Below are 22,153 nucleotides of genomic sequence, written 5' to 3'. Positions count from 1 at the left end.
TCAGCGTAATAACGGAAAATAGAAGCCGTTTCTTGTGCTGACCGTCGTGAAGTCGCATTCGCAGATCCTCCCGAAACCATCTAGCAACCGAAGCCATAAGTTAATGAGGCAACCGATAAAACCTAGCCCGCTCCCGACCACTGGCAACGGCAAGCAGTTGCTTGCTAGTCATGGTGCGCAACACTTTGCGGGCGTGTTTGTCGCTGACACGCAGGTGGGCAGCTAGCTCCAGTGGAGAGAAGGGACGAAGCAGTCGGTGGGCGAGTCGGATCGTCTCCGCTTCGACATAAGATAACTCCGAGGTGGCGGACTGGGCCACAAACCGCCCGATAAAGGAAAGTATGATATGCCGACATTCCTCAGGCTCCTCAATCATAGAGGGATAAGCAATCGGCAGCAGCAGCCAACCATCCAATGCTAACAAGCAGTGGCGGCGGCACAAATCCTTGAAGCGTCTTACATCCAGGTCCCGGGCATGCGGCCCGTAGCCTTGTATTTCAATGGCTCCCTTGGCTTTGCCAGGGATGTAGGCCAGATCGATATACCGGTACCCCTTATGAAAGTCACGGACTTCCCACTCCGGATAGAGATGATCGAAATTGCCAACCGCGGGAAACCACAAATCGCGCAAAAAAGTCATCGTCCCGTGCCCCAGCCCTTTCTCCAAACGCTCGCGCCGCCTTGGGTTTTTCTCTTCTCGAATCATCTTCGTCATCCACGCGTCAAATTGCTCGTCAAAGTTGCTCATCTGAAATACGCTCCCTCCCAAGGTACAAAAAAACGCCGCCCATGGCAGCTGTCCCTCGTTGAACGGGGGAGGCTGCTAAAAGGCGGCGTGTGCTTCACGACCGATATAGGCTGATTATACCGCGGTAGTTTAAGTTTGGCAATGACGTGGAGAGCAGAAGCAGTACCCTGTTCGACATTGACCATGGTTCCCGAAGAACGGGGATGCTCATTTCGTACAACTGCTGTTATGTGGGACAATGCCGCTAACGCTACTGGTGTCTCCTAACCCGAACCCTAACACAGTAGATACCTAAGTTCCATCCTGAGCCTCATAGGCTGAACAGTGCTATTGCTCATATTCACTTACAAACCTCTCCAATTCCCGGTTAAAGGCCTCAGGGCTGTCTGCGTTGGCGCAATGGCCGGCTCCTGCCAACTCAACGAGCTGTGAAGCGGGTTCTGCCCGGTGCAGAGCTTGCATGGCATCCTGGATGACAGGCAGATCCTCCGAGCCATAGACAAGCAGCAGGGGATAGGGTAATGGCCGAGCGTCTGGGACGAAAAACTGCTGCATGCCTTCCATGGCGAGGAATGAGCGCCTGCGAAACGCAGCGATACCACGAGCGAACAGTTCTTGGGCATGAGGCGTAGAGCAACACTGTCGCGCCACCTGTCCCTTGAACCGTTGGAATCCGATTACCACCCGCAGCATCCAGCGCGTCATTTCTTTCTGCTGGGCCTGCAAGACCTGTTTGTTTTCCTTGTGAATCGAATACCCGCCAACGATGCAAAGGCTGCGTACACGTGCAGGATGATGATAGGCAAAGGCTTGCGCTACCAGCGACCCCATGGAGACGCCAACGAGATGACACGCTGCGATGTCATGCTGATCCAGCAGGGCCTCAACAATGGCAGGCATATCCTTCATGGCCACTCGGCTGCCTTGGACCTGAGTCTGACCGTGACCGGGCATGTCGATAGCGATCACACGCCGCGTTTTCGCGAAGAAATCCACCTGATCCTGAAACATCTGCCGGTCAGCAAAAGCGGGATGCAGCAGCAAGAGGGGTTCAGTTTCACTTCTCCCATGCATAGAATAGGCGATCCTTGCACCTTGGTAGTTAAGTGTACGTGAGCTCTCTAAGCTAGCCTGCATATCAGCGTTCCTCCTGTTCTGCTTGCAGCTCATGCTGCACCTGCCGAAATCCGTCCAGCATAGCCTGGTAGTGCAGCAGGCCAAGCTTAAGCGTATGCAGCTGGTAGCGGGCAATCGACCCGACATCTGCCGAAATCTGGCGTCTGGATTCAATAGCTGCGGCAGTCTCATAGTCAGACATGGTCTGCTCCAATTGCCTCACAATATCCGTAACGACGGTCAGGCACTGCTGAGGCTCCAAGTGTCCTAGAAAAAACAACTTGGTTGCGGCATCCTGCTCCATGCGCTGTGGAGGAATAGGTTCGAGCATCCACGTTAGCATGGTTTGCTTGCCGGTATCTGTGTTGGTGTAGATCTTTTTTCTGCGCCGTCCGTCCAGGGTCTCACTTACTGTAACCCACCCCAGTTCCTCCAGCTTGCGCAGGGCAGATTGAATGCTGCCCAGACTAGCGCTGTAGAAGGGGGATATTTTGCGTTCAAGCGCCCGTTTCAGCTCATATTGGGTTAGAGGTCGTATCATCAGAAAGCCTAAAATGACATAAATCATGTCTACACCCTCCTCAGTTTTACCTTATTTAAATATACCTAATAGGTATATTTATGTAAAGAAAAAAAGAGCCTCCCGCGGGAAGCTCTCATGCGTAGCAGTCAGTATTCTATTGAAGTTATGAAGCCGCAAAAAAACGAATCAGGCCCAGGACAGCGAATGCGAGCAGCGTCATGCCCGACAAAGCTCCCGTGACGGCACTATTTGCCACGCCCAGCCGCTTTGACAATGGGATGGAAGCCAACGAAATGACGATCAGCAAAGCGGCCAGCACATAGAGTGAGGCATCCTGGAAGACATCCTTGAGCCAGATGAAATGAACGCCCACCACGAGTGCAACCCATGGGGCGATCCAATTCGTACGCTTGAATCGGATCAGCAGAATACCGCCAATGCCCGCCAGCGCCACTTCAATGTAGAAGAAAATTAAATAATTGCGAAAGGCTCCCGTTTCAGAAAGGGCAGTTGCGGCGGACCAGTTGGTTACACTCAAATAGACCCCGAGGAGACCAACCAAGAGTCCCAATCCCGAACATATTCCCAGGTATACACGCCAGCTTTTTCGCGGATTCTCCTGCGCCCAACCGAACCAGCAAAAGCTGAACCAGCCGAAGATGGCCGCATACATCGCATAATCACGAATATAGTCCATTCTCGCCTCCCATGACCATGGTACGGCTAAGATCACACCGTCTACAAACAGTATAGTATGTTAGGGTTATAGCTTATATCGGTCGATGGAATCAATTGGAACCTCTTAGCTCATTCGTTACTTGCGCTTCCAAGTCGTTCCGTCGGAATAAGCCACTTGTGTAATCCGGACGTTACGGATGCTATAGGCCCGGTCGAACCAGAACAAATCCCAGGTGTACGTATACGATTCGCCAGAAGCATGATTGGTTGAGGAGACCATCCCGTCGAAGCGGTGGGATTGGGTCAAGCTACCCTTGGCTGGTTTGCCATAAGCATCATACAGCTCGAAGGTCAGATCAAACGCAACGATGCGTTTCTCGGTCAGATTGGCAAAGGAAATGTTCGCCTCGGGCTGATCCAGGATGCCATAGCTGATATAAGAGTTCTGCACCCGGAGCGGGACATTGTTATTGGCGGCCAGTTGCTTCTTCAGCTCCTGGCGGTAAGCCTGCCATTGCTTTTCCCATTGCTTGTACAGGGCATCCTCCAGCTGATTCGCATAGGTACCGTTATCATGGCGTTTCTTGATCGCTGCATAGCTCTTGCTCTGCACTGGATCACTGCCGTCATTCGCGGCGCTGACGATATTCCGGCCGAGGAACATGTAGTCGCTGTAATCCTCCCGGAAGGACTGTCCGGGCATAAGCGAAGAGAGCTTGAAGACACCCTTCTGGCCGGGCTCGACGCGAAGTGTACGAGTGAAGGTGTAGAAGTGCGTATCGTTGGAAGCATATTCCTCATAAGCGATTGTCAGCGGCAACTGGCTGCGATTGCGGACGTACGTATTCGTGATTTCCAGCGGCAGTCCGGTGTAGTAAGCGCCTTTGCTCGGCTGGTTGGTAGTCAGCTTGATCTGCTGGCCGGATACAGCTAGCGTGGCTCCCAGACTATCGCTGATAAACCGCAAGGGAACCATGATGCGTCCGTTGACCTCCTGGGCCGGTACACCCAGCATCAGGGAGATACCATTAATGGTTGCTGTCAGCTCGCCGACCACAATGGCAACCGTGGTCTCGCCAGTTTTACTGATGCCAAGAATGCGACGGTTGGCTTGGTCCCAGCTAAAAGCCAGGCCCATCGCTTCTAACGTCTCACGGGCAGATACCAGCGTTGCGCCTTCACGGACAACGGGGGCTTGCGCATACTTCACTCGTACGCCGTTCACAAAAACGGCGGTCTCGGTTTTGGCCGCGACCGCCGGAGGGGGAGCTGCCACACTGAACAGAATCACAAGGGCAAGCAGCAAGGCTAGCGGTGTTACACGTTTCATTTGTTGATCTCCACTCTCTTCCAATGGTGAATTTTGTCATTCCATGCTTAATTATAGGATAGAAGTCATGGTTTGGGAAGGGTGGAATTGGAAAATCAAGGTCTTTTGACATAGGAAAATAGATTAAGATAACCAGGACAAGATGTCATCGATGATGGCTTCACGGCCGATAGCACCCCAACCTTTGAAGAGCCAGAAAGAATCGGTCTCATATAGGCCTTCTTCAGCAACAGCAGGCACTTGCGCCCACAAGGCGCTCTCCCGCATGCTTGCGAGGTTATCCAAACCGTTTGGATCCACCTCCAGGAAGATGATGGAAGCATCCAGGTCAGATACAACCTCAAGAGATAGATCTTCCCGCTGCTCCTCAGGTGTCAAAGAGGCTGGCTCGAAACCCAAATCATGATACAGCAATGTGTTCATCGGATGACCTTTGGCGGCATAAATCTGAATCGTCTTCTCGCGGACACGCAGATATGCCATCCGTTTGTCGTCCAATGCTTCGATCGTCAGGCGGGCCTCGGCTGTTTTGAGCTCAAGTTGCTCGATTTTCTCCCGGGCGAGGTCTTCTTTACCATAGAGCTCCGCTATTTTCAACAAATCCAGCGTCCAAGCCGTAGGGTCGTCCTCATACGCCAGCCATTCGTGACCGAGCACGAGGGTCGGAGCGATTTTGCTCAACTCGTCATAAGTCGACTCGGCCGTCCGGCTTTCGATTAAAATAACATCGGGATCGAGCTCGAGTATGGCTTCCAGATTCGGCTCGTCGGCGGAGCCTACCAAGGCTGTGCCAGCAAGCTGTTCTTCCAGGTACGGCGGATAATCGCCACCGTAACGGGCTTCAACGTTAATCCCATAGGGTTTCTCTCCAATGGTCAGCAAATGGTCCGCATAAGCAGCGGAGAGAACGACGGGACGCTCAATCTTCGCAGGCACCTCGGTATCACCCATCATATGTGAGATCGTTCGCACCTCCGAGTCTGCAGGTGCCTCGGGTGAAGCAGCATTGTTGCCCGACTGACCGCCACCGCATGCCGCGAGCAGGAGGACTAGGAGGAGTACATAGACAATACCAAGTTGACGCATGAACTAAATTTCCCCTTTACTATTTAATAATGAAAATCATTATCAATAATAGTAAGTCGAGACACAAGCTGGTGCAATGGAGAATCTCCCTCAGTTCTCTTGGAGAATCTCCTTCACGTCGACGCCAAGCTGCATGCAGGCATGTTGGATGACAGCGATCCTGCTACGGGTGCCCAGCAAGGCATAGAGATAATTACTGGCAGGGTAGAGCCGTTGCAGGCGGAACGGCTCCATAGTGAGCCAATCCTCGCGGTCCTGTATCGTTCGCAGCAGCTGCAACGCCTCTCGTGTTGGATCCGTCATGAGGAACAGATGCGCAGGCCGCATCGCAGCAAGCTCGTCCACGGTCAACTCTCTGGCCCAGAGTTGTTCACTTAATGGTTCGGGAGGTGTCAGGCCAAGGTCACCATAGAGCAACACCCCAGTCTGGCTACGTGGGCCATATAGACGCATTCCACTGCTGGAGACGCGGACGAAACAGGCGGTTGGGGAGCCCAAACGTTCCGCTATTCGTGCCCTGACCTGCTCGCGCTGACGGGAGAATTGGTCCAGCCACTGCTCGGATTCCTGCTCCCGGCACAGCAGCCGACCGAGAAGCCTGATGGTAACCGTGCAGTCGTAGGAATGTTGAAGCATAGCCAGTGGAGCAATCTCCCGGAGCCGGTCGGCTTCGTCAGACAACTGTTCATTGGTGACTATCAGCTCGGGCTTGGCACGTAGAAGCGCTTCATAATCAATTCCGATACTATCAAGCGGCAGCGTATGGCTGCGCGGTTCCACCACTGGGAAGCCCTCAGGCTCCACTACGCGTCTAGCATAGGAGAGAGAGGCTACAGGCTCTATCCCAAGGGTGTGAAGACAGTCGTCCATGCCATAATAGAGGGCGGCGACCCGGCGGTAGCGGGTCTTGACGTAGCGCGTGGGGGCGACGCCCGAGGACTGCTTGAACACGCGGCTAAAATAGTGCTCGTCCCGGTAGCCAACCTGGCGGGCAACTTCCTTCATAGAGAGCGGCGTGAGAAGAAGCTGCTTGGCCCGTTCCATCCTCTGCCCGGTTAAGTAGGCTGCCGGCGTAAGGTGAGTCGCAGATTTGAACAGCTTGGAAAAATGATTCACACTATAGCCGGCCATAGCAGCCAACTGCTCCAGTTGTAGCTGCTGGTCAAAATGTCTTTCCATATAATCGATCGCTCGCTGCAAGCCACCCGGAGCAGATGGGACCTCATTCACGGTTGCCTGCCAGCGCTGCAGCATTAGAGCCAGCTCCTGTCCAAGCGTTGCCTGGCGATGGGATTCAAATGAATGAATGATGTCGCCAGTGAGGATGGCGAGGTCTGTATCCATGGCCAAGGGTAGCTTAGCTGGCTGAGCGTTCCATAGTCCGGATTGTCGTGCGACCTGCAGGCAGGTAAAGAGAAGCACATGACAGGTCATTACAGCGCCATCTGTGATTCGGCCTTGAATCGGAGTGCCGGGTGGCAGCAAGAAGGCCTGACGCTGCCGGAGCAGATAGGTCTTGCTATCCACGGTTGCCTCGGCCCTGCCATGTGTAATCATAATCAGGACATATCTGCGGCGGGTGCTCCACTGCACATATTGACCGGCCTTGAAAGTCAGACGGATGCTGCGTACGGAGGGGATGAACAATCGAAGTTTTGTAGATGCCAGTTGCTTGTGTTCTTCCATGATACGAAAGCCTCCTGAAGCGGTAGGGTGTGTACATCTACTGTACCACATTGTAAATGTGCAGATGACAAAAGCTGCAGGACTGGCCCCGGGGCGAGGAGTTGGCTACAATAAAGAGATAGACTTCCGGGAAGGAGACATACATGAAACGTTCCACACCGTCCAACCCATCCGGTGAGCAGTCCCCGCCTGAGCATGTGAGGCTGCCGATGCCTCCCGCTAAACCGCTGTATCAGCGTCTCCTGTCTCTGGCGCTGTATGGCGCTGCGATTTTGGGGATTCTGCTCTACCGGACAGAGATTACCGGCTGGCTGGAGCAGGCCGGCGATGTCCATCCACTGCTCATTGTCTGCGTAGCTACATTGCTGGCTTTATTTCCTGTCATTCCTTACCCGCTAATTGGCGGCATCCTGGGCGCAACCTTCGGGTTGCAGCTTGGAGCGGTGTATACCTGGATCGGGTCCTCGGCCGCTTCTATTCTGATGTTCGTGCTGGTGCGCTGGCTGCTCTACGATTGGGGTCAACGACTGCTGGCGCGGGTGTCGTGGATGAGCCGCATCACGGCATGGTTTGAGAAGAGTGCCTTTATGTTCATCCTGGCTGTTCGGCTAATTCCCTTCATCCCTTCCGTCATTGTTAATGTCTATTGCGCCGTGAGCAAGGTGGGGTTCTGGCCCTATGCCATTGCGTCGTCCCTGGGCAAAATCCCATCCATGCTGATGTTCGCGATTCTGGGGAACCAACTGCTTGCCAATCCGCGAAGCATCCTCGTTACGCTAGCCGTTTATGGCGTATTTATTGGACTTGTATATATTGGGTACTTCAAGGTATATCTGCGTAGACAGACCAATTAGGTTACTTGGGTAACTGACCGTACTTGCTGCGGTAGTGCGCCAGCGCAAGCAGCGGCCAGATATGGTTATAGCTGTGATAATGGATGTAGAAGCTGCCCGGCAGCGCAGCGCCGGTCGGGTATTTCCCTGGCGCGGGGTCATCCCCTTCAAGCAATGTGATCAGGCGCCGCACACCTCGCATGATGGATTCCGTTGGCTCTTCGTGAACGGCAATGAGGGCATCGACGGCCCAGGCGGTCTGGGAAGGCGTGCTGATCCCGAGTGGCACATAGCGTTTGCGCTGATCGCTCAAGCAGGATTCGCCCCAGCCACCGTCCTTGTGCTGGATGGATGCGAGCCACCTGATGCCCCGCTCGATGGTATCGTGATCGTCCGGCAAACCAGCAGCTGCAAGTCCAGTCAGTGCGGCCCACGTCCCATAGATGTAACAGATACCCCATCGGCCATACCACGAGCCATCCTTCTCCTGATGCTGAATAAGCCAGTCTGCCCCCCGTTTGACGACCGGATGATCAATCTCCAGTCCTGCCCAATTGCCCAAATATTCCAAGGTCCGTCCGGTCAAGTCCGCCTCTGACGGATCGATGGCCGCTGCGGCGGCACCCTCGATAGCCAGCCACGTCAGCATACGCTTGTCGGTGTGCTTCTCGAAGGCGGGCCAGCCGCCATCCTTGTTTTGCATGGAGATCACCCAGCTCAAACCGCGATTCCAGGCGTTCAATGTGCTCTCCTCCATACGGGAGCGTGCTTGAATCGCCCGGAGGGCAGCGGTGGAATCATCGACATCCGGGTTGATGGTATTGCTCTCGGAGAATCCCCAGCCCCCAGGCGCTGCCCCGGGATTGTGAATCCGCCAGTCGCCGGGTTTGGTGTGCTGATGCCGCAGGACATAATCGGATGCCGCCCGCACCGTTGGGTGGCTTGCGGACAGTCCCGCCTCCTGGAGCGCGTAGGCCAAGAGCGCCGTGTCCCAGATCTCGGAAGGGGAGTTCTGGATCATCAGGCCCTCGTCCAGCTCATAGGCCATGCCCTTCAACCCCTCCACAGCCCGGACAATCACCGGGTCGTCACGATCATACTCCAGTGCCAGCAGGGCAAAAATCATTAGAATGGTGCTGCTGGCGTAGCTGTACAGCGTGCCGTCGGCTTCAATTCGCTCCAGCATATACTGCTCTGCACGCGAGGATGCCGATTCGTGAAGAGAGGTCCGGCTGCCAATTAACCGGTTCAACCCGCTGTCCATCAGCTGATGAACGGAGTGCTCAGTAACTGTCAAGCGGGGCTCCATGGCGGCCTTGCCATCCTTGCGCTCCCCGCCTACCAGCTGGTGAAGATCCGGCCAGTCGTCGCCTTGCACCGCAAATTGATGGTCAGCCATGAGCAGCAGCGGCGCCAGATGGACCCGTGCATAGCCGGAGAAGTCAAAGAATTGCACAGGAAACGACAGCGGCAGCAGCAGCATCTCCAGCGGAATCGAAGTAATGGAACGAGGCCATTTGATCTGTCCAGTTGCAGCGAGCAGAGCTTGCGTCATCAGCCCCTCGACCCGGCGCAATCCGCCCCGCTTGGTAATGTAACGCTGTGCCCGCTGCATATGCTTGTCGTCTGGCTGGCTATAGCCTGAATATAGGAGTGCATAGTAGGCTTCAATGGTAGCGGAAAGATGACCCTCGTCATCGTCGGGATACAACCGCCAGCAGCCCTCCCGCTGCTGGCGAGCCCGGATGCGTGCATGGAGGCGGCGGATCAGGGGTTCTTCGTCCGAGCCCAGGGAACGCAGCAGAATAATGACATAGGCATCCACGTTGGTGCCGGTATCAAAGCAGAATCGCCAGGAGCCATCCGGCTGCTGAAGATCTGTAAGTTCATGGATGAAGCGTTGGATTGCTTGGTCGATCGGATCGCCGGTTTTGCTCACGCGCGAGTCCTCCTCTCAGGTCCATATCCATTCATATGAGCGCTGAGGGTCGAACATGCGGCTGCGAATCGCAGAGCGCCCGGGCTATGTTGACCTGGCCAGAACGCTGGTTGATAATAGAAGGACAAACCAAATGGGCTCTCGAACAGAAGGAGTGGCAGGATGATCTATCGCAATATGGAAGAATGTGTGAATGACCTGGAGAAGGCCGGGCACCTGATCCGGATTCAGGAGGAGGTTGATCCCTATCTGGAGATGGCAGCGATCCATTTGAAAGTCTATGAGGCCGGCGGCCCTGCGTTGTTATTTGAACGGGTAAAAGGTAGCCGCTTCCGCGCGGTCTCCAACTTGTTCGGCACTATCGAGCGCAGCAAGTACATATTCCGGGATACCTGGGATGCGGCTCAACGCGTGATCAACCTGCGCAACGATCCGATGGGCGGCTTCAAAACACCTGTACAGTCGCTCGGAACTGCCCTATCGGCCCGCAAGGCGCTCCCTGTGAAGACGTCAGGGGACAAGCCGCCCGGGTTCGAGGAAATTTCGATTTCCGATCTGCCTCTGATTCAGCATTGGCCGGAGGATGGCGGTGCTTTTGTTACCCTGCCGCAGGTTTATTCCGAAGACCCGGACAAGCCGGGCGTGATGAATGCCAATCTCGGGATGTACCGCATTCAGCTCACTGGCAATGATTACGAGCTGAACAAGGAGATTGGCCTTCATTATCAGATTCATCGGGGCATTGGCATTCACCAAGAGAAGGCCAACCGGCTGGGGCAACCGCTCAAGGTAAGCTGCTTCATTGGCGGTCCACCGGCGCATACGCTGTCGGCTGTCATGCCGCTGCCGGAGGGGATGAGCGAACTGACTTTTGCCGGATTATTGGCGGGACGTCACTTCCGGTACAGCTATTGTGAGGGACATTGTGTCAGCCTGGATGCCGATTTTGTGATTACCGGTGAAATCTACCCCGAAGATACCAAGCTGGAGGGTCCGTTCGGAGATCATCTGGGGTACTATAGTCTCGTTCATCCGTTTCCGGTAATGAAGGTGCACAAGGTATTTGCCCGGTCCGGCGCGATCTTCCCGTTTACGGTTGTGGGGCGGCCACCGCAGGAAGACACCTCGTTCGGGGAGCTGATTCATGAGCTGACTGGGGGGGCTATCAGCAAGGAGATTCGCGGGGTCAAGGAAGTCCACGCTGTGGATGCGGCTGGCGTCCATCCGCTGTTGCTCGCAATCGGCAGCGAACGGTATACACCGTATGAGCAAGTGCAGCGGCCTGCCGAAATTCTGACGATTGCCAATCGAATTCTCGGGACGGGCCAACTGAGCCTGGCGAAGTATCTGTTCATTGCTGCAGAGCAGGAACAGCCGATCAGCACGCACGATATGGAGGCCTTCTTCGCCTACATGCTGGAGCGGATGGATCTGCAGCGCGATTTGCATTTTCAGACCAAGACGACGATTGATACGCTGGACTATTCCGGTGAGGGGCTCAATATGGGCAGCAAAGTGATCTTCGCTGCCGCCGGTCCGAAACGCAGAGAGCTGTGCCGTGAGGTGCCGCAACTGTTGCGGGAGCTGTCAGGGGTCAAAGAGGCGCATGTTGTGCTGCCTGGCGTCGTGGCCATCGATGGCCCGGCATACCGGGATGAAGCGGCCACAATGGAGCAAATCGAAGACTGGTCAGCCTTCATCCAATCGCGTGGCGGCTTGCCGGACTGTCCGATGATTATTTTGTGCGATGACAGCGCCTTTGTGGGTGCTGAGCTGAATAATTTTTTGTGGGTGACGTTTACACGCAGCAATCCGTCGCATGATATCCATGGCGTAGGCAGCACCTACCGTCACAAGCACTGGGGATGCGATAATGTCATTATTGATGCGCGTACCAAGCCGCACCAGGCGCCCCCGCTGATTCCTGATCCACAGACTGAGGCAGGGATTCGTCGTTTCTTTGAAGATGGAGGCGTGCTAGGCGGGATAACCAAACCGAGGAGGTAGACCATGTCAGAGAACAAACCGCGCGTCATTGACGCGCACCAGCATTTTTATAATTTTGATCGTGTGCCTTATTACTGGCCCACGCCCAATGAACCCGAGCTTTTCCGCAATTTTCACCCCGAAGAGCTGGAGCCCATGCTGCGGGAGCACGGGATCGATCAGACGGTTATCGTCCAGGCCGATCATAGCGACAACGAAACGGATTATTTGCTGGAGGTTGCGGAATCGAACGCTTGGGTGGCGGGGATCGTTGGCTGGATTGATCTTCTTGATCCCGAGGCCTCCGCTGCGCGGCTCGCAGCACTGCGAAACCGGCCCAAGTTCAAGGGAATCCGTCATCTCATTCATGACGAGAGTGACCCGGACTGGATTCTGCAGCCAGCTGTGCTGGAGAGCCTGAGCCTGTTGGCTGATCATGGCTACACGTATGATGTCGTTGCTGTACTGCCGCGTCATCTAGAGCATGTCTCGACGTTGGCAGAACGGTTCCCGAAGCTGCGTCTGGTCATTGATCATTTGGCGAAACCGCAGATTCGCGAGCGTCATCTGGAGCCTTGGGCGACCCTGCTGCGAGAAACGGCTCAGTATCCCAATGTCTACGCCAAGCTCTCGGGTCTCAATACGGCTGCCGATCCGCACACATGGTCTGCAGAAGATCTCAAGCCCTATATCGAGCATGCGATGATCTGCTTTGGGGCAGACAGACTGATGTTTGGCAGTGACTGGCCCGTAGCCAATCTGGCAGGGGATTATGCGAAGGTATGGAAGGAAACCAACCGTGCGCTTGCAGGCTACTCCGAAGCAGAGCGGCGGGCGATTCTGGGCGAAACGGCCATTCGATTCTATCAGCTGTCCTAAGGGGCAAGCAGTGGGAGGAAAGCCAGACGATGGAGACGATTCCAACCAAGATGAAAGCGGTTGTATGCCACGGGCCAGGTGACTATCGTTACGAAACGGTGGCAACACCTGAGCCGGGGCCAAGGGAAGTGCTGATTCGTGTGGAAGGCTGCGGCATCTGTGCAGGTGACGTGAAAGCGTGGGATGGCGCGCCTATGTTCTGGGGAGGTGACGGGCAGCCCCGTTATGTCAAAACGCCCGTCATCCCTGGGCATGAATTTGTCGGTCTTGTCGTAGCGGTTGGGGGAGACGTCTCCGATTACCAGGTGGGCGACCGCTTGATCTCCGAGCAGATTGTCCCCTGCACGGAATGTCGCTTCTGCCGCCGGGGACAGTATTGGATGTGCCACAAGCATGATATCTATGGTTTCCAATCCAATGTGAATGGGGCTATGGCCGAGTACATGATTTTTCCGGAGCATGCGATTAATCATCGTGTACCTCATGACCTCCCGCTGGAGCAGGCCATTCTGATCGAGCCCTATGCTTGTTCCATGCACGCCGTGAACCGGGCAGGCATCGAGCTTGGTGATTTTACGGTCATCTCGGGGGCGGGGACGCTGGGACTGGGGATGGTGGCTGCTGCCCGATTGCGCGGTCCGGGTACGCTTGCGGTGATCGATTTGCAGGATGATCGGCTGGAGCTGGCCAAGCAATTTGGCGCGGACCTGGTGCTCAACCCCTCTCGGGACAATGTGGTGGAGGCGATCCTCGAGCGGACCGAAGGCTACGGATGCGACGTGTACATCGAGGCAAGTGGTGCGCCGGCCAGCGTCATCCAGGGGCTGCACGCGATCCGCAAATTGGGGAGGTTCGTTGAATTCAGCGTCTTTGGCAGTCCCGTTACGGTGGATTGGAGCATCATCGGCGACCGCAAGGAGCTTGACATTCTTGGCGCCCACCTTGGGCCTTATTGCTATCCGCATGTCATCCGTGGTATTGCGGACGGTCGGCTCCCAACGAAGGGGGTTGTTACCCACCAGCTGCCGCTTTCGGAGTTCGAGACAGGATTTCAGATGGTCAAGAAGAGCAGCGGCTGTCTGAAGGTGATCTTGCTGCCGGACCGGTAATAATAAAACGCCAATAAGCACCTTCATCCGTAATAAGGAGTTGGAGGTGCTTGTCAGGTGGTTGTTATGAAAGGAGTGGCTAGAGCATCTCGTTGTCAATAATGCGCCAATGATATTTCAATGTTTCTTCGAGGCCTTGTTTGTCTTTGGCATGGAATAGATCCAGAATCTTGCGGTGCTCGCCGTTGACGATATGCAGCACCCGCATTAGCCGGTCGGGATCCTCACTGCCATAGGATTGGCGGATGAAGCTATTCTTAAGTGAGTTTAGCGTTTCGATTAGAACGTCATTGTTGGATTTGTCGATATACATCTTATGAAAGACGACTTGATCCTTGTAATAGTCCGTAAAGTTATGATTCGAAATATCATTGTCCATTTTATCCACGAGAGCCTTCATTGCGCCAAGCTCCTTGTCACCCAGATGCTCCACGGCCAGGGCGGCAGCGAGACCTTCCAATGTCCCGATGATAAGGGAAAGGTCAAGCTTCTTTTTCGGATCAAAGGCTTTGACTGTAAAGCCGCGACGCGGCAAGTAATCCAGTAGATTATCGGATGTCAACTGAAACAGGGCTTCCCTTGTAGGTGTCCGGCTAATCTCCAGTTTTTTGCAAATTTCAGCTTCATTAATTTTCTGATTCGGCAGCAACGTTTGATCTTGAATACGCTGCGCGATATAATCATATACGTGGTCTTTCAGAGATTGATATTTTGGAGCCTGCAACGGCGATTCCCCCTTGTGCATTTGAACAAAAATCAAGTCATCGCAAGGTCATTCTCTACTATTGAAGTTGTTTAGGTTATTATAACCAAATAATTGCGAGTTGTCAGGTCTTTTCACACTGAATTTGTTAACGTAAATACTGGTGAAAAAATGATTGTGCGCAATAGAAGAGAGTGTTATAATTGCTTACATGTTGAGGCTCGTATATTGTGTGAAGTATTCTGTATACAATATACATCGCTCTCGAGGCCGTGTTAGGTTTATGTGATTGTATCGCGTGGTTAATGAGTGTTAAAATGATGAAAACGGGGGAAAAAAGAATGAACAAAAAGTGGATGGCAACAGGCAGTATTGCAGCAATGGCAATGATGGTAGCAGCATGTGGAGGCGGCACCACCAACACGCCGGACAACGCACCAAACAATACGAATACTGGTAGTAATGGCGGTAACGAGCCTACTGAACAAGCAAGCAAAATTATTTTGGGAACAAGTGCAGACTACGCGCCATTTGAGTTTCACAAAACGATTGATGGCGTAGATACCATTGTTGGTATTGATATTGAATTGGCTAAAGAAATTGCCAAAGATATGAATGCAGAGCTTGAAATTCAAGACATTGATTTTGACGGACTTTTAATGGCTCTTAATTCAAACAAGGTAGATATGGTTATCTCTGCTTTGTCTGCAACTGATGAGCGTCGAGAAAACTTCCTGCTCTCAGATGTTTACTACAAAGCAACTCAAGCTGTTCTTGTAAGTGCTGACCAGGCAGAACAGTTTACATCGGTCGAAGACCTCGAAGGCAAGCGAATTGGCATTCAAATGGGATCTATCCAAGAAGGGATTGCCCAAGAGATCGAAGGCGCGAATCTGACTGCCCTAGGTAAGATTCCTGAACTGATTTTGGAATTGTCTAGTGGACGTGTCGATGCAGTTATTTTGGAGACGCCAGTAGCGGAGCAATATGAAATTGCTCAAGAAGGCCTGGTAATCTCAAATGTTGAAATCGCACCTGAAGACGATGATGGTTTTTCCGTTGCTGTGAAACTTGGTGAAGACGAGTTGATGAATAGTATTAATGCTACTATTGAGCGTCTGATCGAAGCAGGGGAGATTGACCGTTTTGTAGTCGAGGCCAACGAACTGCTGGGAGAATAATAACGGACGGAGTTAGCTAACTATGAACTTCTCTTTCTTACACGAACAATGGCCTACATTTCTAAGTGCCGCTTGGACAACACTACAGCTTTCAGCTGTAGGCGTTGTCCTCGGCACATTATTAGGCGTACTGTTCGCACTGATGCGAATTTCAACGTTTAAACCGTTTAAATTCTTTGCATCAGCGTACATTGAAGTAATCCGGGGCACCCCGTTATTGGTTCAAATCTTACTTATTCATTACGGATTGGCAGAATTTATTAATTTGCCGGCATTTGCTTCCGGGGTTGTCGCATTAACCATGAACTGCGCTGCTTACATGGCAGAAGTTTTTCGTGCAGGAATTCAAGCGATTGATAAAGGTCAGCTTGAAGCTGCACGTTCTCTTGGCATGACTCGCACGATGGCGATGAGACACGTTGTATTGCCGCAGGCTTTTCGCAACATGCTTCCAGCCATAGGTAATGAATTCATAATTATCATCAAGGATTCTTCTCTTGTATCGGTTATTGGTATTGGCGAGTTGCTTTATCGGGCACGTATTTTACAAGGGTCTTTATTCTTGCCATTGGAGCCGTTAATTGTAGTGGCCGTTATTTACTTTGTTTTAACCTTTACCCTCTCAAACCTGCTGCAAGCGCTGGAAAGGAAGTTGAATAAATCATGATTAAGGTTGAAGAACTTCACAAGTCGTTTGGCAGTAATCAGGTGCTCAAGGGGATCAACACGACTATTAATAAGGGAGAAGTCGTCGCTGTAATCGGTCCCAGTGGATCGGGCAAGAGCACGTTTCTCCGTTGTTTGAATAGACTGGAAGAACCAACCAGTGGACGAATTTATTTCGAAGAACGTGAGGTTACGGGCAGCCAGTCGGAGTTAAATCAGATTCGTCAGAGGATGGGAATGGTGTTTCAGCATTTTAATTTATTCCCGCATATGACTGTCATGGAAAATCTCTTGCTGGCACCAACCTTGCTCAAGAAGAATAATAAAGCATCTGGTCAAGAATTTGCATTGGAACTACTTCGCTCAGTAGGTCTCGAGGATAAGCAGTCGGCCTATCCAGCCAAGCTCTCGGGCGGACAAAAGCAGCGGATCGCGATTGCTCGCGCGCTGGCGATGCAGCCGACAGTAATGTTGTTCGATGAGCCTACCTCGGCGCTGGACCCGGAGATGGTCGGCGAGGTACTGGATGTTATGAAGAAGCTGGCCAAGGACGGGATGACGATGATTATCGTCACCCATGAAATGGGCTTTGCCCGTGAGGTTGGCGACCGGCTGATCTTCATGGACGGCGGCAATATTGTAGAAGAAGGGAATCCGCGCGAGATTATGGCCAATCCCCAGCATCCGCGCACGCAGGATTTCTTATCTAAAGTTTTGTAGCAAGTAAGGACAGGGCAACTGAGAGCTTTGTCCGATTTTTTTAACCATCGAAGTATATTATATATTGTATACAAAATACAAAATACAAATTTGAAAGAGGTGGATAAAATGAGTCAAACGCTATCCCAGACTGCCATTGACCAATCCAACCGCTATGGCGCGCATAATTATCACCCGCTGCCTATCGTTATCGATCGTGCGGAGGGCGTATGGGTGGAGGATCCAGAAGGCAATCGTTTTATGGATATGCTAAGTGCGTACTCGGCTTTGAACCAAGGACATCGGCATCCTGACATTATCCGGGCACTCAAGGAGCAGGCGGATAAAGTGACGCTGACCTCGCGTGCCTTCCATAGTCCATCTCCTGGCATCTTCTATGAAAAGCTCTCCAAGTATACGGGTAAATCCCGCGTACTGGCGATGAATAGTGGTGCAGAAGCGGTAGAAACGGCGATCAAGGCCGTACGACGGTGGGCGTACCGGGTCAAAGGCGTTCCTGCAGACCAAGCCGAGATTATTGTGTGCAGCGGTAATTTCCACGGACGTACACTGACGATTACCTCGTTTTCCTCTTCCGAAGAGTACCGCGAGGATTTCGGGCCTTTTACACCGGGCTTTAAAATCATTCCTTACGGTGATCTGGCAGCACTCGAGCAGGCCATTACGCCCCGTACAGCAGCGCTGCTGATTGAACCGATTCAGGGTGAGGCAGGCATTGTAATCCCGCCACAAGGCTATCTGAAGGCGGCTTATGAGCTTTGTCAGAGCAACCGGGTGATCTTCGTTGCCGATGAGATCCAGACTGGCTTTGGCCGTACGGGACGCCGCTTCGCTTGTGACTGGGAGGATGTGACCCCGGACGTGTATATCATGGGCAAGGCACTAGGCGGCGGTGTGCTGCCGGTATCCGCAGTTGCAGCTGACGATGAGATCCTGGGTGTCTTCGAGCCCGGGTCGCACGGTTCGACCTTTGGTGGCAATCCCCTTGCTTGCAGTGTAGCGATTGCCGCACTTGACGTGGTGGAGCGCGAATCGCTGGCAGAGCGTTCAGATCGGCTGGGCAACTATTTCCGCAGCCGCCTGGAAGCCATCAACAGCCCCTATATCCGCGAGATCCGCGGGCGTGGACTATTCATCGGTGTGGAGCTGGATCGCAAGGCGCGGCCATTCTGTGAGCAGCTGATGGAACAAGGCCTGCTCTGCAAAGAAACACATGAGACGACGATTCGTTTTGCCCCGCCGCTTATTATTGAACAGTCCGATCTGGACTGGGCGCTCGACCGAATTGAAAAAGTATTGACCGCTCCGACCTCATAAAAACGAACGTTTTGAATATCAACGATAAGGAAGGTGACCATTATGCCAACACCAATACAAGTCATCAAAGTCCCATTCTCCCTGGGCGGTAGACATCCTGGCGCTGAGCTCGGACCCGACGCAGTCATCCAGGCAGGACTGATCAGGCAGCTCGGTCAATTGGACCTGACACTGGAAGAAACGGTGGAGATCGCTTGCCCTTCCGCAGCCTTGCGCGGTGAGGAAAGCTGGAGCCGCGGCGGCCCTCCCAAGCATATGCAGCAGGTGAAAGAGGTTAACGCGAAGCTAGGTGAGGCGGTATCAGAAGCGATTGGCGCCGGTCATATGCCACTGGTTGTCGGTGGTGATCACAGCGTTGCAATCGGCACATTGGCTGGCTTGACCAAGCATTACAAGAAGCTGGGCGTGATCTGGTTTGATGCGCATGCGGATCTGAACAGTGAAGCCAGCAGTCTAAGCGGCAATATGCATGGCATGCCGCTCGGTATCGCAACCGGAAACGCGCAGCTGAAGCTAAGCGATATTCTGGCAGGCGCTGGTGAAATTGATATGAGCAAACTGGTCATTATTGGTGCTCGTGAGCTGGACCAAGCGGAACGTGACCTCATCAAGGCCAAAGGCATTGCCTGCTACACCATGCACGAAGTAGACCGCAAAGGTATTCAGAAAATTGTGGAAGAAGCCATTCAAATTGCTAGCGATGGCACGGACGGCGTCCACGTCAGCTTTGATCTGGATGTGCTCGATCCCATGGAAGCAGCCGGTGTCGGTACGCCAGTGCCTGGCGGCTTGAACTATCGTGAAGCCCATTTCGCTTGTGAATTGCTGGCGGAGTCGGAGAAAGTCACTTCGGTAGAAATCGTGGAGGTAAACGCCCAACTGGATCATGACCGCCGGACGGCCCGTTTGGCCGTGGAACTGGTCGCGTCTTTGCTCGGCAAGCGAATTCTGTAGCATTCTCTGAGGAGGGAGCCGGATGTTCGAGTCGATCATGCGTCATATGTTGCTTGGCATCGGCAAGAGCCCCGCTGCGGGCCGCCTTGCCAAGCGGTATGGCTTGAAGCTGGGAGCAGCTCGGTTTGTTGCAGGACGTACGATTGAAGAGGCTATAACGGCAGTTCAAGGCTTGAATGCTGCAGGCAAGCTGGCAACTCTGGATCATCTGGGGGAGTATGTGGCTCATGCAGAGGATGCTGCGGCATCGGCGGAGATGTGTATCCGAACACTTGATGAAATCGCAGCATCCGGTGTACAGTCCAATCTTTCATTGAAGCTGACCAGCTTGGGGCTCGATCTGGAGGAAGGCTTGTGCCTGGGCCATATGCAGAGGATTGTCTCCCACGCCGGGAAGACGGGCAACTTTGTCCGCATCGACATGGAGGATTATGCGCATTGTGAGCCGACGCTAGATCTGTATAGGGAACTGAGAAAAACTCATGACAACGTGGGCGTAGTCATCCAGGCCTACCTGCGCCGTGCCCCGGATGACATCCGAGAGCTGGGCAGCCTGCGAGCCAACATGCGATTGGTCAAGGGGGCTTATAAGGAGCCGGAAACGGTCGCTTATCCCCGCAAGTCTGATGTCGACAAGCAGTTTTTGGAGCTTATTCAATTACAGTTAACCCAAGGCTACACGGCCATTGCGACCCATGATCGGTCAATTATCGAAGCGTCTCTGGCTTTCATTGAGGAGCAACGGATTTCCAAGGATTGTTATGAATTTCAAATGTTATATGGCATCGGTGAGGATCTTCAGGATGCTTTGGTGCGGGACGGCCATCGCGTTAGAGTCTACGTTCCTTTCGGTGAGGACTGGTTTGGTTATTTTATGCGGCGTTTGGCGGAGAGGCCGGCGAATGTAGGGTTCATTCTTAAAAATATGCGAAGAGCGAGGGGATCACGATGACGGTACATGCATTTGCACCATTTCAAAACGAACCCATGACAAATTTCACAACGGAGGGGAACCGCAAGGAGATGCAGGAGGCGCTTGAGCTGGTCAAGTCCCGCCTGGGTGCAGATTACCCGCTCCATATTGGCGGACAGCCTGTGATGACCGAGGATAAAATCGTCTCGATTAATCCTGCGAGCAAAGAGCAAGTCATTGGACGTGTGAGCAAGGCCAGTCGTGAGCAGGCTGAGCAAGCGATGGCATCGGCATTGGCAGCATTTGAGCGTTGGAAGCAGGTGGCTCCAGTGGAACGTGCAGAGATTCTGGTTCGTGCAGCTTCTCTGATGCGCGAGCGCAAGCATGAGTTCTCGGCGTGGATGATTCTGGAGTCCGGCAAAAACTGGCCTGAAGCCGATGCGGATACAGCAGAAGCGATCGACTTCCTGGAGTATTACGCCCGCGAAATGGTAAGACTCTCCCGCACGAATGAGCTGCAGCCGCTACAGCCGCTCCCGGGTGAAGACAACCAGTTGACCTATATACCACTAGGTGTGGGCATCATCATCCCACCTTGGAACTTCCCGCTGGCGATCTGTGCTGGCATGGCATCCGCGGCAGTGGTTAGCGGCAACACCATCATCCTTAAGCCAGCCTCGCCGACAACGGTCATTGCTTACAAATTCTATGAAGTGATGGTCGAGGCGGGCATGCCGGCTGACGTCATCCAATTCCTGCCGGGCAGCGGGGCCGAGATTGGCGACTATCTGACCAGCCATCCGAAGACGCGCTTTATTAGCTTCACGGGCTCCAAGGAGACGGGTCTGCACATTCAAAAGCTTGCAGCCCAAACCGCAGAGGGACAAATCTGGATGAAGCGTCTGGTCGCCGAGATGGGTGGCAAGGACGGCGTGGTCGTCGATGAAACAGCGGATCTCGAAGCGGCTTCAGCTGCTATCGTTGCCTCGGCCTTTGGGTTCCAGGGACAAAAATGCTCCGCTGGATCACGCGCGATTATCGTCGATAGCGTCTACGATGAGGTAGTGGACCGTGTTCAGAAGCTGACGGAGCAGCTGGTAAGCGGTCTGCCTGAGGACAATGCACCTGTTGGCCCGGTCATCGATGAGAGCTCGTATAATCGCATCTTGAACTACATCGAGACAGGCAAAAGCGAAGGACGTCTGCTTGTGGGTGGCAAGCCAGGCGCACCGGAGGGCTATTTCATTGAGCCGACTGTGATTGCAGATCTGGATCCTAAAGCAGTTGTGATGCAGGAAGAAATCTTCGGGCCTGTGCTTGGGCTCAGCCGTGCAGCGGACTGGGAAGATGCGATCCGCATTTACAACGATACGGAGTTTGGCCTGACCGGGGCATTCTTCTCCGCAGATGAGAGCCGAATCGAGCAAGCCCTGCAGACCATGCACTGCGGCAACCTCTACATCAACCGCAAATGCACAGGCGCCTTGGTTGGCGTTCACCCATTCGGCGGCTTCAACATGTCCGGTACAGATTCCAAAGCGGGCGGTCACGACTACCTGCTGCACTTCACCCAAGCGAAGCTGACTTCGCGGAAGGTTTAATTCGAGCGCTGTCCCGCGCGCTGGGAGCTGCGCGGGGGAGGCTTCGTCGGGGCTTCGCTTCGGCAGCGGCGGACCAGCAGCGACACTGAAGTCCAAAGTCGCTCCAAAGAACAGCAGGCGGCAGGGGGGGATCCCTGTTGACCTGCTGTTTCTTGCATTGGGCTCCTACGCACCCTCGCACCCCC

20 protein-coding genes are annotated in these 22,153 nt (G+C 53.6%); 11 read left to right on the top strand and 9 right to left on the bottom strand.

The features are described from left to right. Positions 1–100: 100 nt before the first annotated feature. From F556_RS0129655 to F556_RS0129625, 7 genes are all read right to left on the bottom strand, one after another. Positions 101–748, bottom strand: coding sequence for a hypothetical protein (locus tag F556_RS0129655; RefSeq protein ID WP_020620637.1), 648 nt, complete (start codon positions 746–748; stop codon positions 101–103). Positions 749–1,075: 327 nt separating this feature from the next. Then, positions 1,076–1,885 (bottom strand): alpha/beta fold hydrolase, encoded by an 810-nt coding sequence (locus tag F556_RS0129650; RefSeq protein ID WP_020620636.1) that lies wholly within the window; start codon positions 1,883–1,885, stop codon positions 1,076–1,078. A gap of 1 nt (position 1,886) precedes the next feature. Further along, complete coding sequence (locus F556_RS36765) at positions 1,887–2,432, bottom strand: PadR family transcriptional regulator (protein ID WP_020620635.1); 546 nt, start codon at positions 2,430–2,432, stop codon at positions 1,887–1,889. 118 nt (positions 2,433–2,550) lie between these two features. Continuing rightward, entirely contained in the window at positions 2,551–3,084 is a 534-nt protein-coding gene (locus F556_RS0129640; RefSeq protein ID WP_020620634.1) for a hypothetical protein, read from the bottom strand. 117 nt (positions 3,085–3,201) lie between these two features. Next, positions 3,202–4,395: a stalk domain-containing protein gene (locus tag F556_RS0129635; RefSeq protein WP_020620633.1), complete on the bottom strand. Its 1,194-nt coding sequence runs from the start codon at positions 4,393–4,395 to the stop codon at positions 3,202–3,204. A gap of 123 nt (positions 4,396–4,518) precedes the next feature. Next, positions 4,519–5,481, bottom strand: coding sequence for an ABC transporter substrate-binding protein (locus F556_RS0129630; protein ID WP_020620632.1), 963 nt, complete (start codon positions 5,479–5,481; stop codon positions 4,519–4,521). Positions 5,482–5,571: 90 nt separating this feature from the next. After that, entirely contained in the window at positions 5,572–7,167 is a 1,596-nt protein-coding gene (locus F556_RS0129625) for a helix-turn-helix domain-containing protein (protein WP_020620631.1), read from the bottom strand. Between the two features lie 143 nt (positions 7,168–7,310). Here F556_RS0129625 and F556_RS0129620 point away from each other — a divergent pair, with 143 nt between their 5' ends. Further along, on the top strand, positions 7,311–8,021 hold the full coding sequence (locus F556_RS0129620) for a TVP38/TMEM64 family protein (protein ID WP_020620630.1): 711 nt from the start codon (positions 7,311–7,313) through the stop codon (positions 8,019–8,021). 1 nt (position 8,022) lies between these two features. On the opposite strand, the gene shc is transcribed toward F556_RS0129620, so the two are convergent. Next, entirely contained in the window at positions 8,023–9,939 is a 1,917-nt protein-coding gene (shc, locus tag F556_RS0129615; protein ID WP_020620629.1) for a squalene--hopene cyclase, read from the bottom strand. Between the two features lie 162 nt (positions 9,940–10,101). On the opposite strand from shc, the gene F556_RS0129610 reads away from it, so the two are divergent. The 3 genes from F556_RS0129610 to F556_RS0129600 are packed head-to-tail and all read left to right on the top strand — an operon-like array spanning position 10,102 to position 13,913. Next, positions 10,102–11,946, top strand: a complete 1,845-nt coding sequence (locus F556_RS0129610) for a UbiD family decarboxylase (RefSeq protein WP_020620628.1) — start codon at positions 10,102–10,104, stop codon at positions 11,944–11,946. A 3-nt stretch (positions 11,947–11,949) separates the two neighbouring features. Then, the gene (locus F556_RS0129605) at positions 11,950–12,804 is read left to right on the top strand and encodes an amidohydrolase family protein (protein ID WP_020620627.1); all 855 of its coding nucleotides are present in this window, start codon (positions 11,950–11,952) and stop codon (positions 12,802–12,804) included. 29 nt (positions 12,805–12,833) lie between these two features. Next, on the top strand, positions 12,834–13,913 hold the full coding sequence (locus F556_RS0129600) for an erythritol/L-threitol dehydrogenase (protein WP_020620626.1): 1,080 nt from the start codon (positions 12,834–12,836) through the stop codon (positions 13,911–13,913). Positions 13,914–13,992: 79 nt separating this feature from the next. On the opposite strand, the gene F556_RS0129595 is transcribed toward F556_RS0129600, so the two are convergent. Beyond that, positions 13,993–14,637, bottom strand: coding sequence for a GntR family transcriptional regulator (locus tag F556_RS0129595; protein WP_020620625.1), 645 nt, complete (start codon positions 14,635–14,637; stop codon positions 13,993–13,995). A 284-nt stretch (positions 14,638–14,921) separates the two neighbouring features. Here F556_RS0129595 and F556_RS0129590 point away from each other — a divergent pair, with 284 nt between their 5' ends. The 7 genes from F556_RS0129590 to pruA all read left to right on the top strand — a co-directional run bounded on the left by F556_RS0129590 (position 14,922) and on the right by pruA (position 21,968). Beyond that, entirely contained in the window at positions 14,922–15,797 is an 876-nt protein-coding gene (locus tag F556_RS0129590; RefSeq protein ID WP_245583159.1) for a transporter substrate-binding domain-containing protein, read from the top strand. 22 nt (positions 15,798–15,819) lie between these two features. Further along, positions 15,820–16,464, top strand: coding sequence for an amino acid ABC transporter permease (locus F556_RS0129585; protein WP_020620623.1), 645 nt, complete (start codon positions 15,820–15,822; stop codon positions 16,462–16,464). Continuing rightward, entirely contained in the window at positions 16,461–17,183 is a 723-nt protein-coding gene (locus tag F556_RS0129580; RefSeq protein ID WP_020620622.1) for an amino acid ABC transporter ATP-binding protein, read from the top strand. Before F556_RS0129585 ends, F556_RS0129580 begins: the two co-directional genes overlap by 4 nt. Before the next feature lie 108 nt (positions 17,184–17,291). Then, complete coding sequence (locus F556_RS0129575) at positions 17,292–18,500, top strand: ornithine--oxo-acid transaminase (RefSeq protein ID WP_020620621.1); 1,209 nt, start codon at positions 17,292–17,294, stop codon at positions 18,498–18,500. A gap of 42 nt (positions 18,501–18,542) precedes the next feature. Beyond that, positions 18,543–19,454, top strand: a complete 912-nt coding sequence (rocF, locus tag F556_RS0129570; RefSeq protein WP_020620620.1) for an arginase — start codon at positions 18,543–18,545, stop codon at positions 19,452–19,454. A gap of 22 nt (positions 19,455–19,476) precedes the next feature. Continuing rightward, a complete protein-coding gene (locus F556_RS0129565; protein WP_020620619.1) occupies positions 19,477–20,406 on the top strand; it encodes a proline dehydrogenase family protein in 930 nt (309 codons plus the stop codon). Next, the gene (gene pruA / locus F556_RS0129560; protein WP_020620618.1) at positions 20,403–21,968 is read left to right on the top strand and encodes an L-glutamate gamma-semialdehyde dehydrogenase; all 1,566 of its coding nucleotides are present in this window, start codon (positions 20,403–20,405) and stop codon (positions 21,966–21,968) included. The genes F556_RS0129565 and pruA overlap by 4 nt, the downstream gene beginning before the upstream one ends. The last annotated feature ends 185 nt before the right edge of the window (positions 21,969–22,153 follow it).

The organism is Paenibacillus daejeonensis DSM 15491 (genome assembly GCF_000378385.1).
Classification (GTDB): domain Bacteria; phylum Bacillota; class Bacilli; order Paenibacillales; family Paenibacillaceae; genus Paenibacillus_D; species Paenibacillus_D daejeonensis.
This window is presented reverse-complemented; position numbering and strand designations above follow the sequence as displayed.

Excerpts from the sequence above, each read along its gene's own strand:
- F556_RS0129655 (WP_020620637.1), bottom strand. The coding sequence starts at position 748 with ATGAGCAACTTTGACGAGCAATTTGACGCGTGGATGACGAAGATGATT.
- F556_RS0129650 (WP_020620636.1), bottom strand. The coding sequence starts at position 1,885 with ATGCAGGCTAGCTTAGAGAGCTCACGTACACTTAACTACCAAGGTGCA.
- F556_RS36765 (WP_020620635.1), bottom strand. The coding sequence starts at position 2,432 with ATGATTTATGTCATTTTAGGCTTTCTGATGATACGACCTCTAACCCAA.
- F556_RS0129640 (WP_020620634.1), bottom strand. The coding sequence starts at position 3,084 with ATGGACTATATTCGTGATTATGCGATGTATGCGGCCATCTTCGGCTGG.
- F556_RS0129635 (WP_020620633.1), bottom strand. The coding sequence starts at position 4,395 with ATGAAACGTGTAACACCGCTAGCCTTGCTGCTTGCCCTTGTGATTCTG.
- F556_RS0129630 (WP_020620632.1), bottom strand. The coding sequence starts at position 5,481 with ATGCGTCAACTTGGTATTGTCTATGTACTCCTCCTAGTCCTCCTGCTC.
- F556_RS0129625 (WP_020620631.1), bottom strand. The coding sequence starts at position 7,167 with ATGGAAGAACACAAGCAACTGGCATCTACAAAACTTCGATTGTTCATC.
- F556_RS0129620 (WP_020620630.1), top strand. The coding sequence starts at position 7,311 with ATGAAACGTTCCACACCGTCCAACCCATCCGGTGAGCAGTCCCCGCCT.
- F556_RS0129610 (WP_020620628.1), top strand. The coding sequence starts at position 10,102 with ATGATCTATCGCAATATGGAAGAATGTGTGAATGACCTGGAGAAGGCC.
- F556_RS0129605 (WP_020620627.1), top strand. The coding sequence starts at position 11,950 with ATGTCAGAGAACAAACCGCGCGTCATTGACGCGCACCAGCATTTTTAT.
- F556_RS0129600 (WP_020620626.1), top strand. The coding sequence starts at position 12,834 with ATGGAGACGATTCCAACCAAGATGAAAGCGGTTGTATGCCACGGGCCA.
- F556_RS0129590 (WP_245583159.1), top strand. The coding sequence starts at position 14,922 with ATGAGTGTTAAAATGATGAAAACGGGGGAAAAAAGAATGAACAAAAAG.
- F556_RS0129585 (WP_020620623.1), top strand. The coding sequence starts at position 15,820 with ATGAACTTCTCTTTCTTACACGAACAATGGCCTACATTTCTAAGTGCC.
- F556_RS0129580 (WP_020620622.1), top strand. The coding sequence starts at position 16,461 with ATGATTAAGGTTGAAGAACTTCACAAGTCGTTTGGCAGTAATCAGGTG.
- F556_RS0129575 (WP_020620621.1), top strand. The coding sequence starts at position 17,292 with ATGAGTCAAACGCTATCCCAGACTGCCATTGACCAATCCAACCGCTAT.
- rocF (WP_020620620.1), top strand. The coding sequence starts at position 18,543 with ATGCCAACACCAATACAAGTCATCAAAGTCCCATTCTCCCTGGGCGGT.
- F556_RS0129565 (WP_020620619.1), top strand. The coding sequence starts at position 19,477 with ATGTTCGAGTCGATCATGCGTCATATGTTGCTTGGCATCGGCAAGAGC.
- pruA (WP_020620618.1), top strand. The coding sequence starts at position 20,403 with ATGACGGTACATGCATTTGCACCATTTCAAAACGAACCCATGACAAAT.